We start from the raw sequence: 15226 nt of genomic DNA, 5'->3' as shown, positions 1-15226 counted from the left end.
CCTGGAGGGGGAGGGTCGATCGCGCGTAGCGCGAACGGGGTGGGGTGATCTCTCCGCACGGGCAGTGTGCAAGGTGGAGAGACCGTCACCCCACCCCGTCTCACATCTCGCTACGCTCAATGTGAGCCGACCCTCCCCCTCCAGGGGAGGGTGGCAAATCAATCCTGCGCTTCGCTGAACGTCGCGCGGAACGGATGGCCGGGATAGACGCCGACGATGCGGAATTCGCGCGAGAAGAATTTCAGCTCCTCGATCGCGAAAGCGAGGCCCTTGTCCTCGGGGTGTCCGTCGACATCGGCATAGAACTGCGTGGCGAAGAAATTGCCGTCGACCATGTAGCTCTCGAGCTTGGTCATGTTGACGCCGTTGGTGGCGAAGCCGCCGAGCGCCTTGTAGAGCGCGGCCGGCAAATTGCGCACCCGGAAAACGAACGTCGTGACCAGCCGGCCGGAGCCCTGCGCGGCCCATTTCGGCTCGCGCGCCAGCACCACGAAGCGCGTGGTGTTGTGGGCCTCGTCCTCGATGTCCTCGGCGAGGATGTCGAGGCCGTAGATCTTGGCGGCAAGGCGCGAGGCGATCGCGGCCACGGTCTTGTCCTTGCGCTCGGAGATGTCGCGGGCGCTGCCGGCGGTATCGGCGTGCACGATCGGCTTGATGCCGAGCTTGCGAATGATGCGCCGGCACTGGCCGAGGGCGTGGACATGGCTCTCGACGCTCTTGATGTCTTCGAGCTTGGTCCCCTTTACCGCCATCAATTGATGCCGAACGGGGAGGAACCATTCGCCGATGATGAAGAGTCCAGAGGCCGGCAGCAGATGATGAATATCGGCGACGCGGCCGGCGACCGAGTTCTCGATCGGGATCATGCCGAGGTCGGCCTCGCCCGACGAGATCGCCGATAGCGCGTCCTCGAAGGTGGCGCAGGGCATCGGCTCGGCATCGGGATAGGCCTCGACGATGGCGATATGTGAATTGGCGCCGGGCTCGCCCTGGAACGCGATTTTCAGCTTGCTCATATCTTGAAGTGCTCCTGCGGCGCCTTGTAGCAGCCGCTCAGGATTTGGAAAGGATGCTGCGCGCGGTTTCGAGATCGGGCGGCGTGTCGACGCCGCGAGGCACGCTGTCGACGATCATGATGTCGATTCGCATGCCGGCTTCTACCGCTCGAAGCTGCTCCAGGCTTTCCTGGCGTTCCAGGGGCGAGGGCGGCAGCGACACGAACCGCTCCAGCGCCGCGCGGCGGTAAGCGTAGAGGCCGATATGGTGATACCGCGGTCCGTTGCCGTAAGGGGCTGTGGCGCGGGTAAAATACAGCGCCCGCAGGCGCCGTGGCCCGATCGGCGAGCCGATGGCCTTTACCACGCTGGGGGCGAGGTCCTCCTCCTCGGTGTGGATCTGCGAGGCCAGCGTCACGATGTCGACCGCCGGCTCGTCGAAGGGCGGCAGCACCTCGCGGATGGTCTGCGGCGTGATGGTCGGGAAATCGCCCTGGAGATTGATCACGATTTCGGCCTTGCCCTCCGGGTCGAGCTTCTGCATGGCCTCGTGGATGCGGTCCGAGCCGGAGGGGTGGTCGGCGCGGGTCATCACGGCCTCGCCGCCATGGGCGGTGACGACGGACGCGATCTCCGGCGTGTCGGTCGCGACGGCGACCCGGCCGATGGCAGCGGCCTCGGCGCGACGCAGCACATGCACGATCATGGGCAGGCCCGCGATATCGGCGAGCGGCTTGCCGGGCAGGCGGGTGGCGGCCATGCGGGCTGGGATCAGCACCAGGATGCGGGGATCGATCATCGGTCAAGGGCCTGAAAACGGAGCGTTTTCCGCACCGGGAAATGGGATGGGGACGAGCCTGAAGCGGGGTCGCTTATACGGGTTGCCAGACCCCGGGCAAACCGATATCTCAATGGCAAAACTCGGGGAAACAATAAGGAACGTTTGATTCTCCCGAGGCTCGTCCTGGCGGCCGCCCGGCCGCTCAATCCTTCTTGCGGTGTGGGGCCTGGCCGGAAATGGACTCTTTCGAACTCAACAAGATTCTCGGTGCCGTGCTCGGCACCTGTCTCATCCTGCTGGTGACGAGCTTCACCGCGAGCGCGCTGTTCTCGCCCAAGATGCCGGAAAAGCCGGGCTTCGAGATCGCCGTGAAGGAAGATGCCGGCCACGGCAAGGAAGGCGGCGGCGCCGCTGCTGCATCCTCCGAGCCGATCGAAAAGCTGCTCCAGACTGCCTCCGTCGAAAAGGGCGCCGCTGCCGCCAAGAAGTGCGGCGCCTGCCACACCTTCGAAAAGGGTGGCCCGAATCGCGTCGGTCCGAACCTCTACGGCGTGGTCGGCGAGAATAAGGGCGAGGGCCGTAATGGCTTCAACTTCTCTGCTGCCATGAAGTCCAAGGGCGGCACCTGGACTTTCGACGATCTCAACAAGTTCATCGCCAACCCGAAGGGCTTCATCCCGGGTACCGCGATGGGCTTCGCCGGTATTCCGAAGGATTCCGAGCGAGCCGACGTCATTGCCTACCTGAACTCGCTGTCGGAGCATCCGCAGCCGCTGCCGACGGCGTCGAAGTAGGCCTCAAGAATCTGTCTTGGAATATGCGGCCAGGCTGAGAAGCCTGGCCGTTTCCATATCCGGGCCTCGCGATGACGTTATCGGGGCGTTTGGCCGCATCTGACGAGCCGTCCGGCCTTCCAAGATGAGGAAAAAGCAACATACTCGGTCGAAACCTCGCCTATATTGGGAACTTAAAGGAGTAGCCTCCTTCAAGACAGGGATGTTGATTTGGCCATTACCCGACGCGATCTCCTGCTCACCGGCACTGCGGCCGCAGCGCTTCCCGTCCTCGGTTCCGTGGCGGGCGTTCCCGCCATCGGCTCAACGCAGGCGCAATCTGCCAGTGAGCCGGCTTGGCGCCATGCGCTGTCGCTGTTCGGGAAGGTCAAGTACCCCGCCGATTTCAAGCGCTTCGACTACGTCAATCCGGAAGCCCCCAAGGGCGGCGTCGCCCGCCAGATCGCCGTCGGCACCTTCGACAACTTCAACATCGTGGTGTCGGGCGTGAAGGGGCAGGTCGCCGGCGCGGTCGCATTCATCTACGAATCCCTCACGACGCCCTCGCTCGACGAGGTCTCGACCGAATATGGCGCGCTGGCCGAGGCCGTCAGCCATCCGGACGATTTCTCCTTCGTCACCTACCGCTTGCGGCCCGAAGCCAAATGGCACGACGGCAAGCCGGTCACTCCCGATGACGTGATCTTCTCGCTCGATTCCTTCAAGAAGCACCACCCGATGTACTCGGCCTATTACAGCCATGTGGTGAAGGCCGAGAAGGTCGGCGAGCGCGAGGTGAAGTTCGTGTTCGACGCGCCGGGCAATCGCGAGCTGCCGCAGATCGTCGGGCAGCTCATCGTGCTGCCGAAGCATTGGTGGGAGGGGACCGATGCGCAGGGCCGCAAGCGCGATGTGTCCACCACCACGCTTGAAGTGCCGCTCGGGTCTGGTCCCTACAAGATCAAGGATTTCGTTGCAGGACGGTCGATCGCGCTGGAGCGCGTCAAGGACTATTGGGGACGCGACCTGCCGGCCAATGTCGGCCGCAACAATTTCGACGAGCTGCGCTACGAATATTTCCGCGACGCGACCGTGGCGATCGAGGCTTTCAAGGCCGACCAGGTCGACTGGCGCACGGAGAACAGCGCGAAGAACTGGGCGACGGCCTACGATTTTCCGGCCGTGAGCGAAAAGCGCGTGATCCTCGAGGAATTCGCCAATCGCAGCTCGGGCGTGATGCAGGCCTTCGTGCCGAACCTGCGCCGCGCCAAGTTCAGCGATCCCCGCGTGCGTCGCGCGCTCAACTACGCCTTCGACTTCGAGGAGATGAACAAGCAGATTTTCTTCGGTCAGTACAAGCGCATCAGCAGCTATTTCGACGGCATCGACGAGCTGATGGCGACCGGCCTGCCGCAGGGCAAGGAGCTCGAGATTCTCGAGACCGTTCGCGCCCAGGTCCCGCCCGAAGTCTTCACCACGGCCTACACCAATCCGGTCGGCGGCAGTCCGGAGGCTGTGCGCGACAATCTTCGCGAGGCGCTGCGCCTGTTCAAGGAGGCCGGTTATGAGGTGCGCGACCGCAAGCTGATCGACGTCAAGACCGGCGCCCAGTTCTCCCTGGAGTTGCTGAACTCGGATCCGAGCTTTGAGCGGATCACGCTGTTCTACAAGCCGTCGCTGGAACGGCTCGGCATTGCCGTCAGCGTGCGGACGGTCGACCCGACCCAGTACGAGAACAGGACGCGCGAGTGGGATTTCGACATCGTCACCAATTCATGGGGCGAGTCGCAGTCGCCGGGCAACGAGCAGCGCGAGTTCTGGTCGTCCAAGTCGGCCGACATCGCCGGTTCGCGCAATATCGCCGGCATCAAGAATCCGGCGATCGACAAGCTGATCGAGCGGGTCATCTACGCCAGGGATCGCGACGATCTCGTCGCAGCCACCAAGGCGCTCGACCGCGTGCTGCTGTGGAATCACTACGTCGTGCCGCAATGGACCTATAACAAGGTGCGCACGGCACGCTGGGATCGCTTCGGCCGGCCGGCGGAATTGCCCCGATACGGTCAGTCCGGCTTCCCCTTCATCTGGTGGTACGACACAGACAAGGCGGCGCGGATCGCAAAGAAGTCGTGAAGGACATGTCCCGCATGACGCAGATGTCACGCCGCCATGTGTTGGCCCTCGGTGTTGGCGGCGCCCTCGGGGCGTCGCTGGGCACGAAGCCGTTGCGTGGTGCGCGAGCATCGGAAGCGGGGGCCGAGGCACACGGCATCTCGGCCTTCGGCGATCTCAAATATCCCGCCGACTTCCATCATTTCGACTATGTCAATCTCGACGCCCCGAAGGGAGGCACCTTCTCCCTGATCCCGTCCGTGCGTGCCTATAACCAGTCCTACCAGACGTTCAATTCGCTCAATGCCTTCATCCTGAAGGGCGATGGCGCGCAAGGCATGGACATGACGTTCTCGCCGCTGATGGTGCGGGCGAACGACGAGCCCGATGCGATGTACGGGCTTGCCGCCAAATCGGTGCGGATCTCGCCGGACAGGCTGGTCTATCGCTTCACGATGCGGCCCGAGGCGAAATTCCACGATGGCACGAAGCTCACCGCTCACGATGCTGCGTTTTCGCTGATGTCGCTGAAGACCAAGGGCCACCCGCTGATCATCGTGCAGATGCGCGACATGGTCAGCGCGGAAGCGATCGACGATGCGACGCTCGTCGTCACCTTCGCCAAGGGACGCGCACGCGACGTGCCGCTCTATGTCGCGGGCCTGCCGATCTTCTCGAAAGCCTATTACGCGTCCCGCCCGTTCGACGAATCGTCTCTGGAGATTCCGCTGGGCTCGGGTCCGTACAAGGTCGGCAGGTTCGAGGTCAATCGCTACATCGAGTTCGAGCGGGTCAAGGACTGGTGGGCTGCCGATCTGCCGCCGTGCCGCGGCAGCTACAATTTCGACGTCGTGCGCTATGAATTCTATCGCGACCGCGATGTCGCCTTCGAGGGGTTCACCGGCAAGAGCTATCTTTACCGCGAGGAGTTCACCTCGCGCATCTGGGCGACGCGCTATGACTTCCCTGCCGCGAAGGACGGCCTTGTCAAGATGGAGGTCGTGCCCGACGATACGCCCTCCGGCGCACAGGGCTGGTTCATCAACACGCGACGCGAGAAATTCAGGGATCCGCGCGTGCGCGAGGCCCTGATCGACGCCTTCGATTTCGAATGGACCAACAAGACCATCATGTACGGCGCCTATGCCCGTACCGTGTCGCCGTTCCAGAATTCGGATCTCATGGCGGTCAACGCGCCGCCTTCGCCGGAGGAGCTGAAGCTGCTGGAGCCGTTTCGTGGCCAAGTTCCGGAAGACGTTTTCGCCGCGCCGTTCACGCCTCCGGTCTCGGACGGCTCCGGACAGGATCGCAGCCTGCTCCGCAAGGCACAGCAGTTGCTGAACGAGGCCGGCGTGCCGATCAAGGACGGCAAGCGGGTGCTGCCGAACGGCGAGCCATTCAGGATCGAGTTCCTGCTGGATGAACCCTCGTTCCAGCCGCATCATGCGCCCTACATCAAGAATCTCGCGACGCTCGGCATAGAGGCCGGTGTGCGTCTCGTCGACGCCGTGCAGCACAAGGCGCGCCAGGAAGAGTTCGACTTCGACATGACGATCCAGCGCTTCAGCATGTCGGCAACGCCGGGCGATGCCATGCGCGCGTTCTTCTCGTCGCAGGTCGCCAACACCAAGGGCTCCTACAACCTCGCCGGCGTCGCCAGCCCCGCGATCGACGCCATGATCGAGAAGATCATGGCGGCCGACAGCCGTGAGGAACTGACCGTCGCCTGCCGTGCCTTCGACCGCCTGTTCCGTGCCGGCCGCTATTGGGTGCCGCAATGGTACAACAAGACGCACCGGCTCGCTTATTGGGATCAGTTCGGCCATCCACCGAGGCTGCCGCGTTATGCCAACGGCGTCGGCGCACCCGACATCTGGTGGCATGAGCCGACCAAGGCGGCCAAGCTCGAGCAGGCGAAGTAGCCATGAGCGCCTATATCGCCCGCCGCATCCTCCTGATGATTCCGACGCTGCTCGGAATCCTCTTCGTCTCCTTCGTCGTCGTGCAATTCGCGCCCGGCGGCCCGGTCGAGCGCGTGATCGCGCAGCTCTCGGGCGCCGACACCGGCGGCACCTCGCGCATTTCGGGCGGCAGCGATTTTGCGCAGCGTGCACCCGGGCAGGTCGGGGCCGGCGCCGATGCCATCAACTCGAAATATCGCGGCGCGCAGGGGCTCGATCCCGATTTCATCAAGAAGCTCGAAGCGCAGTTCGGCTTCGACAAGCCGGCACCGGAGCGCTTCGCGCTGATGGTTTGGAACTTCGCCCGCTTTGATTTCGGCAAGAGCTATTTCCGCGACGTCAGCGTGATTCAGCTCATCAGGGAGAAGCTGCCCGTCTCGATCTCGCTCGGCCTCTGGCTGACGCTGATTACCTATCTGATCTCGATCCCGCTCGGCATTCGCAAGGCGGTGAAGGACGGCACGCGCTTCGATACCTGGACATCGACCATTCTCGTGCTGGGTTATGCCATTCCGGGCTTTCTGTTTGCGATCCTGCTGATCATCCTGTTTGCCGGCGGCTCCTTCTTCAACTGGTTCCCGCTGCGCGGACTGACCTCGGACGGCTGGTCGCAGTTTCCCTGGTACTGGAAGATCATCGATTATTTCTGGCATCTGACGCTGCCGCTGATCGCCATGGGGCTGGGTGCCTTCACCACCATGACGTTCCTGACCAAGAACTCGTTCCTGGACGAAATTCGCAAGCAATATGTCATGACCGCGCGGGCCAAGGGCTGCAGCGAGGCCCGCGTGCTTTACGGCCATGTCTTCCGAAATGCGATGCTGATCGTGATCGCGGGATTTCCCGGGACCTTCATCCACGCCTTCTTTTCGGGCTCGCTTCTGATCGAGACCATCTTCTCGCTGGATGGACTCGGGCTGCTCAGCTTCGAGAGCGTGCTCAACCGCGACTATCCCGTGGTGTTCGGAACACTCTACATCTTTTCGCTGGTCGGCCTCGTGATCAATCTGATCTCCGACCTGACCTATATGTGGATTGACCCTCGGATCGATTTCGAGGCGCGGGAGGTCTGATGACGATCACCGCGCCGACGCCGATTGAAACCACAGCGAAGTCGCCGCTTGGCGATGCCGTTCCGATCACGCGCAAGCCCTTCGCACCTTCGCCGCTGAACAGGCGGCGGTGGCAGAACTTCAAGGCGAATCGCCGCGGCTATTGGTCGTTCTGGATATTCATCTCCCTGTTCGTGGTCTCGCTGTTCGCCGAGCTGATCGCCAACGATCGGCCCTTCCTGATCAAGTTCGACGGCCATCTCTATTGGCCCGCCTTCGTGACCTATTCGGAAACCACCTTTGGCGGCGACTTCGAAACCGCTGCCGACTATCGCGACCCGTACCTGCAGAAGCTGATCAAGGACAAGAACGGCACCATCGTCTGGCCCTTGATCCGCTATTCCTATGACACCCACAATCTCGATCTGCCGACGCCGGCGCCCTCGCCGCCGACCTGGATGTTGACCGAGAAGCAGTGTCAGCCGGTCGTGGAGAAGAAGGGGCTGAAGAGCTGCCGTGACCTCGAATATAACTGGCTCGGCACCGACGATCAGGGCCGCGACGTCGTCGCCCGACTGATCTACGGCTTCCGCATTTCGGTGCTATTCGGCCTCTGCCTGACCATCGTCTCATCCGTCATCGGCATCGCAGCGGGCGCGGTGCAAGGGTATTTCGGCGGCCGGATCGATCTCATCTTCCAGCGCTTCATCGAGATCTGGACCGCGATCCCCTCGCTCTATCTTCTCCTCATCCTGTCCTCGGTGCTGGTGCCCGGCTTCTTTGTGCTGCTCGGCATCCTGCTGCTGTTCTCCTGGGTGTCCCTGGTTGGCCTCGTGCGGGCCGAGTTCCTGCGCGGTCGCAACTTCGAATACATTCAGGCGGCGCGGGCGCTCGGTGTCTCCAACCCCGTCATCATGTTCCGCCACCTGCTGCCGAACGCGATGGTGGCGACCATGACCTTCCTGCCCTTCATCGTGTCGAGCTCGGTGATGACGCTGACGGCGCTCGATTTCCTCGGCTTCGGCCTGCCGCCGGGTTCGCCGTCGCTCGGCGAACTGCTGTCGCAGGCCAAGGCCAACGTGCAGGCGCCCTGGCTCGGCTTCTCCGGCTTCTTCTCGGTCGCGATCATGCTGTCGCTCCTGATCTTCATCGGCGAAGCCGTGCGCGACGCCTTCGATCCGCGCAAGACGTTCAGGTAAGGTCATGGACGCCATTAACCAGCCCCTGCTCAGCGTGCGCGATCTCTCGGTGGCCTTCCACCAGGGCGGCGCGACCACGCTTGCGGTCGATAAGGTCTCGTTCGAGATCAAGCGCGGCGAATGCGTCGCGCTGGTTGGCGAGTCCGGCTCAGGCAAGTCGGTGAGCGCGCTTTCGATCCTGAAGCTGCTGCCCTATCCGAACGCTTCGCATCCGTCGGGAAGCATCCGCTTCAAGGGACAGGAGCTGATCGACCGGTCCGAGCAGCAGATGCGGGAGATCAGAGGCAGCGACATCTCCATCATCTTCCAGGAGCCGATGACCTCGCTCAATCCGCTGCACACGATCGAGGCGCAGGTCGGCGAGATCATCCAGCTGCACAATCCGACCAGCAATGCGGAGGCCCGCAGGCGGACGCTGGAGCTGCTGACGCAGGTCGGCATTCCCGATCCGGAGACGCGGCTGAAGAGCTATCCGCACCAGCTCTCCGGCGGCCAGCGCCAGCGCGTCATGATTGCGATGGCCCTCGCCAACGAGCCGGACTTGTTGATCGCGGACGAGCCGACGACGGCGCTCGACGTCACCGTGCAGGCGCAAATCCTGGCGCTGCTCGCCGAGATCCGCTCGCGGCTCGGCATGAGCCTGCTCTTCATCACCCACGATCTCGGCATCGTGCGCCGCATCGCCGACACCGTCTGCGTGATGAAGGGCGGCGTGATTGTCGAGCAGGGGCCGGTCGAGCAGGTCTTCAAGGCCCCGAAGCATCCCTACACACGCGACTTGCTGGCGGCGGAGCCGAAGCCGGATCCGGCGCCACCGCAGCCGGATGCACCTGTGGTGATGTCGGCTGATGATCTGAAAGTGTGGTTTCCGATCAAGCGCGGCTTGATGCGCAAGACCGTCGGCCACATCAAGGCGGTCGACGGCGTCAGCGTCGCCGTGCGCAAGGGCGAGACGCTTGGCGTCGTCGGCGAATCCGGCTCGGGCAAGACCACGCTGGGGCTGGCGCTGCTGCGCCTGATCTCCTCGAACGGGCGCATCGTGTTCTTAGGGAACGACATCCAGGGTCTGCGCTTCAAGGAGATGCGCCCGTTCCGGCGCGACATGCAGATCGTGTTCCAGGATCCGTTCGGCTCGCTCTCACCGCGCATGTCGGTCGCCGACATCATCGCCGAAGGTCTCTCCGTGCACCAGCCGAAGCTCTCGCGCGAGGAGCGCGAGGCGCGCGTCGTCAAGGCCCTGGAGGACGTCGGGCTGAAGCCCGATACCCGCTACCGCTATCCCCATGAATTCTCCGGCGGTCAGCGCCAGCGCATCAGCATCGCGCGGGCGGTGGTGCTGGAGCCGGACTTCGTCGTGCTGGACGAGCCGACCAGCGCGCTCGACATGCTGTTCCAGGCGCAGATGGTCGATCTCTTGCGCGAGCTCCAGCGCAAGCGCGAGCTCACCTACATGTTCATCTCGCACGATCTGCGCGTCGTCGCGTCGCTTGCGAGCCATCTGATCGTGATGCGCGGTGGCAAGGTGGTCGAGGAGGGACAGGCCGCAGAGCTGTTCAGGAATCCGAAGACCGACTACACGCGCGCGCTGTTCGCGGCGGCGTTCCGGCTGGAGACGGCCGGGAACGGCGCGGTGGCAACCTAGTACTTCACCTCTCCGTACGGGAGAGGTGTCGCCCGCGCAAGGAGGTCAACCGAGCCGTTTGATCGCAACGACCTCGCTGCCGGCCTGCTTGATCCGTGCGATCGCCGGCTCGATCGGCTCGATGACGGTCGCCATGTGATGCGCGTTGGCGTGAACCATGGTCGTGGAATCGCGGACGATCGCGACATGCCCTTTCCAGAAGATGAGATCGCCGCGCAGCAAGCGGCTTCGCTCATGCGGCTCCAATGCGCGGCCGAGACCGGCGAGCTGCATGTCGCTGTCGCGCGGGCAGCCGATCCCGGCTGACGTCAGCGAGACCTGGACGAGGCCGGAGCAGTCGATGCCCAAGCTGCTCTTGCCGCCCCAGAGATAGGGCGTGCCGACGAAGCGCTCGGCGACTGCGACGAAATCCGGCTCGCGATGATCGAGCGCGACAAGATGCGTTATCGGCAGATATCTGCCGTCCTGCGTCACGGCGAAGCTGCCGTCCTCGCGCGTCACGGCGAGCTTCGATCCCATCACGAGCGTATCGGCCGGCGGCAGCTTGATCGAGGGACCGGGGAACGCAAATGTCCGCAGCGCGCCGACCAGGTGAGTTGGGACGCCCGATGGCCTCGCGAGCGCCGCATCCGGAAGCCAGCCGACATAGCCATCGTTATGGAGCTGGCCCCACGCCCAACCCTCGCCGTTGCGGTCGTAGACCGTGACGCGTTCGCCGCGCAGGGCCTGCGTCATCAGCATCGCGCTCGACGACGGCTGCTCGCGCACCGGTGCGATCGCTTCGATCACCTCGAATTCCTCGCCGGTGACGTATCGATCCGCCTGCACCTGGCCTTCGAGATATTTTGCGGCGAGGTCGCCCCGCGCCGGCGTCAGCCGCGGGTCATGCATAGCGTTCGCTCAAGAGTGCGTAGATGGCGCGCGCGGCCTGGCATTCGCCGCCTTCGGGCCGCGCCGGCTTCGCCGACGGCGTCCAGCCATAGATGTCGACATGCAACCAGCTCCTGGCCTGCTCGACAAATCGCTGCAGGAACAGCGCGCAGGTGATCGAGCCGGCAAATCCGCCGGAGGGCGCGTTGGTGATGGTGGCCGTCTTGGAGTCCAGCCATGCATCGTAAGGCGGCCACAACGGCATGCGCCACAACGGATCGTTCTCCTTCACCGCGCAGCGCGCGAGGTCCGCAGCGAGGATCTCATCATTGGTATAAAACGGCGGTAAATCCGGTCCCAGCGCGACACGCGCCGCGCCCGTCAGCGTGCCGAGGTCGACCAGCAGGTCGGGCGTCTCCTCGTCGGCCAGTGCCAGCGCGTCGGCGAGCACCAGGCGTCCTTCCGCGTCGGTGTTGCCGATTTCGACGGTGATGCCCTTGCGCGAGGTGAAGATATCGAGCGGGCGGAAGGCATTGCCGGCGACGGCGTTCTCCACCGCCGGAATCAGCACGCGCAGCCGCACCTTCAGCTTCGCATCCATCACCATGCGTGCCAGTGCCAGCACATTGGCGGCGCCGCCCATGTCCTTCTTCATGATCAGCATGCCGCTCGACGGCTTCAGATCGAGCCCGCCGGTGTCGAAGCAGACGCCCTTGCCGACCAGCGTCACCTTGGGATGATCCGGATCGCCCCAACCGATGTCGATCAGCCGCGGCGCGCGGCTGGACGCCATGCCGACGGCGTGAATCAGCGGGAAATTCTTCTCCAACTCCTCGCCGACGGTGCAGGCAAAGCTCGCACCGAATTCCACGGCCAGCGCTTGCGCAGTTGCGGCGAGCTCGTCGGGGCCCATGTCGTTGGACGGCGTGTTGATGAGGTCGCGCGCCAGCATCGCTGCACCGGCGATGCGATCGATCTCGGCCGGATCGACGCCATCAGGCGGCACCAGCCGGACCTCGGGCCTGTCAGCCTTGCGGTAGCGCGCGAAGCGGTAAGTGCCGAGCGCGAAGGCGAGCGCCGCCAGCCGTGCATCGTGCGGCGCATTGGCAAAGCGATAGGTCCCCGGCGGCAGCAGGCCGGGCAGGGCGCCGGGCCGGAACAGGTCGCGCGATCTTGCGCCGTCGTCCTCGAGGCCGAACAGCACCTGCGCAATCGCGCCGTCCGGCGCGGGCAGGGCAAGATAGCCGCCCGGCTTGGCAGCAAAGGCGCTGGCGCTCGCGAACTGGCGCTGCGCCGGCGGCAGCGTCCCGGCGACCTGATCCCAGCTCGATTTGGTGACGAAGGTGATCGGGATGGCGCTGGGGGACGTCTCAAAGACAGAGGGCATCGGCGGGTCCGGATGGTCGGATCAAACATGGCATGCGAACGGACGAGACTTCGCAGAGTTTCGCTGCGGCTGCAATCGGCTTTGCTGTCACCGTTCGGCGAGCCGCTACTCGCGGCAAGGGCGCCATGCTAGGTTCCGGCAACGGTCGCCAGAATGAAATCGGGGGGCGACCGACGACAAGCGCGCCGGGAGGACATGCAATGGAATTTGTGTGGAGCATGGTCACATTCATCGGCCAGGCTATCGAGGTGATCTTCAGTTATGTCGAGCACCACCATTGGATCTTCGCGTTCCTCGCCGGCGGTTACGTGTTCTATCTCCACGACCGCTCCGTCCATGCGCGCTTCGATGCGCTCGACAAGCGCGTCGACGAAATCCGCAAGCGGCTTGCCATCGAATATTGAGACGGCAATTGCTGAGGCGCCTGAACGAGCAGGTGAGGGCGCTCGGCCGCGATCCGACCTCGGGCGGCGGGGCGCCGCGGCAAGCACTGCCTCGACAAGCGACTCGGGAGCTTCGTTAACCGGCCGTTAGGGTTAACAGCCTATTGCTGGCGCGTTCGGCTCGATCAATCGGCTCGAGAGTCAAGGCGTCATGCGTCAACGGTTCAGTCTTGCCCGGCTTCTTGCGTCCACCTCGCTGGTCGCAGCGGTGGCCATGGGCCTCGGCGGCTGCAGCGGCATGTCGAAACTCTCGGACGTGACGGGCTCGATCGGCGGGCCACGGGCGGAAGCCGCCCCCACCGATCCGGTGCGCGCCGTCGAAGTCTATGGCGAGCGTTACCGCGCCAATCCCAAGGACGCCGACGCGGCGCTCGGCTATGGCCAGGCCCTGCGCGCCAATGGTCAGCGCGCCCAGGCCGTAGCCGTGCTCGAGCAGGCGACCATCGCCAATCCCGGCAACAAAGCGCTGCTCGCCCTGTACGGCCGCGCCCTCGCCGATAACGGCAATTTCCAGCAGGCTTTCGACGTCCTGTCGAAGGCGCATTCGCCGGACAATCCGGACTGGCACCTGCTCTCCGTGCAGGGCACCGCGCTCGACCAGATGGGGCGCCATGAGGAGGCGCGTTCCTATTATGCGAGCGCGCTCAAGATCGCACCGGGCGATCCCGGCGTGCTTTCCAATCTCGGCCTGTCCTACATGCTGACCAAGGATCTGCCCAAGGCCGAAGAGGCGTTGCGGCAGGCCTACGCCTCGCCGCGCGCCGGCAGCCGGGTGCGGCAGAATCTCGGCCTCGTCGTCGGTCTCCAGGGCCGCTTTGCCGAGGCCGAGACCATCGTGAAGGCCGATCTGCCGCCGGACCAGGCCGAGGCCAACGTTGCCTATCTCAAGGACATGCTGAGCCGCAGCGACGGTCATCGCGGCGCGCCGAAGCGCACCCCGGTCGCCTCGCTCAACCAGTCCGACTGATCAGACCTGATCCTCGATGGTCGAAGCCGTCCCGCGGACCATGTGCGGTCCGTGGCCTGCGTCACTGCATCTCAGTGACCTTGATGGCGGTCGGTCCGAGAATGACGACGAACAGGACCGGCAGGAAGAACAGGATCATCGGCACGGTCAGCTTCGGCGGCAAGGCGGCGGCCTTCTTCTCGGCCTCGTTCATGCGCATGTCGCGGTTTTCCTGCGCCATGACGCGCAAGGATTGACCCAGCGGAGTGCCGTAGCGTTCCGCCTGCTGCAGTGCCAGACACACCGACTTGACGCCCTCGAGCCCGGTGCGTCGTGCCAGATTCTCATAGGCGACCTTGCGATCCTGCAGATAGGACAGTTCGGCGGTTGTCAGCGTGAACTCTTCCGACAGCGCGATCGATTGTCCCACGATCTCGGTGGCGACCTTCCGGAATGCCATTTCGACCGACATGCCGGACTCGATGCAGATCAGGAGCAGGTCGAGGGCATCGGGAAAGGCGCGCTTGATCGAGAGCTGGCGCTTGGAGATCGCATTCCTGAGGAACAGCATCGGCGCCTGGAGGCCCAGATAGGCTGCGCCGAGGCAGATGCCGATCTTGATCGGCATCGCCTGCTGCAAATGCGCGATCAGGAAAACATAGATGACAGAACCGGCGAAGAGCACGATCGGAGCGACCATGCGGGCAAACAGGAAGGTGATGTAGGGAGCCTGGCCGCGGTAGCCGGCCATGATGAGCTTGTCTCGGGCTGCTTCCTGCGCGAGCCATTTGGTGAGGTTGAAGTCCTCCACGACCTTGGAGACGATCTGCTTCGGCGTCTGGCGCAGCGAGACCTTTTCGCTCTTGTGAAGGCGCTCACGCTCGCGCTGCCGGATGCGTTCACGTTCGCTCGCCACCGCCTTCATGCGCTTGGAGAGGCCTTCGCCGGCGAACAGCGGCATCACCAGCGTATAGACGGTCGCGCTGGCGGCAATGGCTGCCAGCATCATGGTCATGAACCGGACGTCGTGCAGTTTCGCAACGAGGAACTCAACCATCGGTCACC

Annotated in this window: 13 protein-coding genes; 8 read left to right on the top strand and 5 right to left on the bottom strand. The window is 64.1% G+C overall.

Annotated elements, in window-relative coordinates; genetic code table 11:
* Nucleotides 1–158: 158 nt before the first annotated feature.
* Both P6U31_RS32630 and P6U31_RS32625 read right to left on the bottom strand, forming a co-directional pair.
* Nucleotides 159–1016 carry a prephenate dehydratase gene (locus P6U31_RS32630; protein ID WP_407185722.1) on the bottom strand — a complete coding sequence of 286 codons (858 nt, stop codon included), beginning with the start codon at nt 1014–1016 and terminating at the stop codon, nt 159–161.
* 37 nt (nt 1017–1053) lie between these two features.
* Nucleotides 1054–1794, bottom strand: a complete 741-nt coding sequence (locus P6U31_RS32625; protein ID WP_407185721.1) for a 3-deoxy-manno-octulosonate cytidylyltransferase — start codon at nt 1792–1794, stop codon at nt 1054–1056.
* 218 nt (nt 1795–2012) lie between these two features.
* Here P6U31_RS32625 and P6U31_RS32620 point away from each other — a divergent pair, with 218 nt between their 5' ends.
* The 6 genes from P6U31_RS32620 to P6U31_RS32595 all read left to right on the top strand — a co-directional run bounded on the left by P6U31_RS32620 (nt 2013) and on the right by P6U31_RS32595 (nt 10515).
* Nucleotides 2013–2570 (top strand): c-type cytochrome, encoded by a 558-nt coding sequence (locus tag P6U31_RS32620; protein ID WP_407185720.1) that lies wholly within the window; start codon nt 2013–2015, stop codon nt 2568–2570.
* A 210-nt stretch (nt 2571–2780) separates the two neighbouring features.
* Nucleotides 2781–4682, top strand: a complete 1902-nt coding sequence (locus P6U31_RS32615) for an extracellular solute-binding protein (protein WP_407185719.1) — start codon at nt 2781–2783, stop codon at nt 4680–4682.
* Nucleotides 4683–4696: 14 nt separating this feature from the next.
* Entirely contained in the window at nt 4697–6583 is a 1887-nt protein-coding gene (locus tag P6U31_RS32610; protein ID WP_407185718.1) for an extracellular solute-binding protein, read from the top strand.
* A 2-nt stretch (nt 6584–6585) separates the two neighbouring features.
* The gene (locus tag P6U31_RS32605; RefSeq protein ID WP_407185717.1) at nt 6586–7695 is read left to right on the top strand and encodes a microcin C ABC transporter permease YejB; all 1110 of its coding nucleotides are present in this window, start codon (nt 6586–6588) and stop codon (nt 7693–7695) included.
* Nucleotides 7695–8873: an ABC transporter permease gene (locus P6U31_RS32600; RefSeq protein WP_407185716.1), complete on the top strand. Its 1179-nt coding sequence runs from the start codon at nt 7695–7697 to the stop codon at nt 8871–8873. Before P6U31_RS32605 ends, P6U31_RS32600 begins: the two co-directional genes overlap by 1 nt.
* A gap of 4 nt (nt 8874–8877) precedes the next feature.
* Nucleotides 8878–10515, top strand: coding sequence for an ABC transporter ATP-binding protein (locus tag P6U31_RS32595; protein ID WP_407185715.1), 1638 nt, complete (start codon nt 8878–8880; stop codon nt 10513–10515).
* Nucleotides 10516–10560: 45 nt separating this feature from the next.
* On the opposite strand, the gene P6U31_RS32590 is transcribed toward P6U31_RS32595, so the two are convergent.
* Together P6U31_RS32590 and P6U31_RS32585 are read right to left on the bottom strand one after the other, a co-directional pair.
* The gene (locus P6U31_RS32590) at nt 10561–11406 is read right to left on the bottom strand and encodes an NlpC/P60 family protein (RefSeq protein ID WP_407185714.1); all 846 of its coding nucleotides are present in this window, start codon (nt 11404–11406) and stop codon (nt 10561–10563) included.
* Nucleotides 11399–12772: a leucyl aminopeptidase family protein gene (locus P6U31_RS32585; RefSeq protein ID WP_407185713.1), complete on the bottom strand. Its 1374-nt coding sequence runs from the start codon at nt 12770–12772 to the stop codon at nt 11399–11401. Before P6U31_RS32585 ends, P6U31_RS32590 begins: the two co-directional genes overlap by 8 nt.
* Nucleotides 12773–12972: 200 nt before the next feature.
* Between P6U31_RS32585 and P6U31_RS32580 the strand changes: the two genes are divergently transcribed.
* Together P6U31_RS32580 and P6U31_RS32575 are read left to right on the top strand one after the other, a co-directional pair.
* Nucleotides 12973–13176 carry a hypothetical protein gene (locus P6U31_RS32580; RefSeq protein WP_407185712.1) on the top strand — a complete coding sequence of 68 codons (204 nt, stop codon included), beginning with the start codon at nt 12973–12975 and terminating at the stop codon, nt 13174–13176.
* Nucleotides 13177–13366: 190 nt separating this feature from the next.
* A complete protein-coding gene (locus tag P6U31_RS32575; protein WP_407185711.1) occupies nt 13367–14182 on the top strand; it encodes a tetratricopeptide repeat protein in 816 nt (271 codons plus the stop codon).
* Nucleotides 14183–14243: 61 nt separating this feature from the next.
* On the opposite strand, the gene P6U31_RS32570 is transcribed toward P6U31_RS32575, so the two are convergent.
* Nucleotides 14244–15218, bottom strand: a complete 975-nt coding sequence (locus P6U31_RS32570; RefSeq protein WP_407185710.1) for a type II secretion system F family protein — start codon at nt 15216–15218, stop codon at nt 14244–14246.
* Nucleotides 15219–15226: the final 8 nt, after the last annotated feature.

The sequence above is a fragment of the Bradyrhizobium centrosematis genome (assembly GCF_045571495.1).
GTDB lineage: Bacteria > Pseudomonadota > Alphaproteobacteria > Rhizobiales > Xanthobacteraceae > Bradyrhizobium > Bradyrhizobium centrosematis.
Note: the sequence above shows the minus strand (reverse complement) of the source record. Positions and strands in the feature narration are given on the sequence as shown.

Excerpts from the sequence above, each read along its gene's own strand:
- P6U31_RS32600 (WP_407185716.1), top strand. The coding sequence starts at position 7,695 with ATGACGATCACCGCGCCGACGCCGATTGAAACCACAGCGAAGTCGCCG.
- P6U31_RS32595 (WP_407185715.1), top strand. The coding sequence starts at position 8,878 with ATGGACGCCATTAACCAGCCCCTGCTCAGCGTGCGCGATCTCTCGGTG.
- P6U31_RS32570 (WP_407185710.1), bottom strand. The coding sequence starts at position 15,218 with ATGGTTGAGTTCCTCGTTGCGAAACTGCACGACGTCCGGTTCATGACC.
- P6U31_RS32610 (WP_407185718.1), top strand. The coding sequence starts at position 4,697 with ATGACGCAGATGTCACGCCGCCATGTGTTGGCCCTCGGTGTTGGCGGC.
- P6U31_RS32585 (WP_407185713.1), bottom strand. The coding sequence starts at position 12,772 with ATGCCCTCTGTCTTTGAGACGTCCCCCAGCGCCATCCCGATCACCTTC.
- P6U31_RS32590 (WP_407185714.1), bottom strand. The coding sequence starts at position 11,406 with ATGCATGACCCGCGGCTGACGCCGGCGCGGGGCGACCTCGCCGCAAAA.
- P6U31_RS32620 (WP_407185720.1), top strand. The coding sequence starts at position 2,013 with ATGGACTCTTTCGAACTCAACAAGATTCTCGGTGCCGTGCTCGGCACC.
- P6U31_RS32580 (WP_407185712.1), top strand. The coding sequence starts at position 12,973 with ATGGAATTTGTGTGGAGCATGGTCACATTCATCGGCCAGGCTATCGAG.
- P6U31_RS32630 (WP_407185722.1), bottom strand. The coding sequence starts at position 1,016 with ATGAGCAAGCTGAAAATCGCGTTCCAGGGCGAGCCCGGCGCCAATTCA.
- P6U31_RS32575 (WP_407185711.1), top strand. The coding sequence starts at position 13,367 with ATGCGTCAACGGTTCAGTCTTGCCCGGCTTCTTGCGTCCACCTCGCTG.
- P6U31_RS32625 (WP_407185721.1), bottom strand. The coding sequence starts at position 1,794 with ATGATCGATCCCCGCATCCTGGTGCTGATCCCAGCCCGCATGGCCGCC.
- P6U31_RS32605 (WP_407185717.1), top strand. The coding sequence starts at position 6,586 with ATGAGCGCCTATATCGCCCGCCGCATCCTCCTGATGATTCCGACGCTG.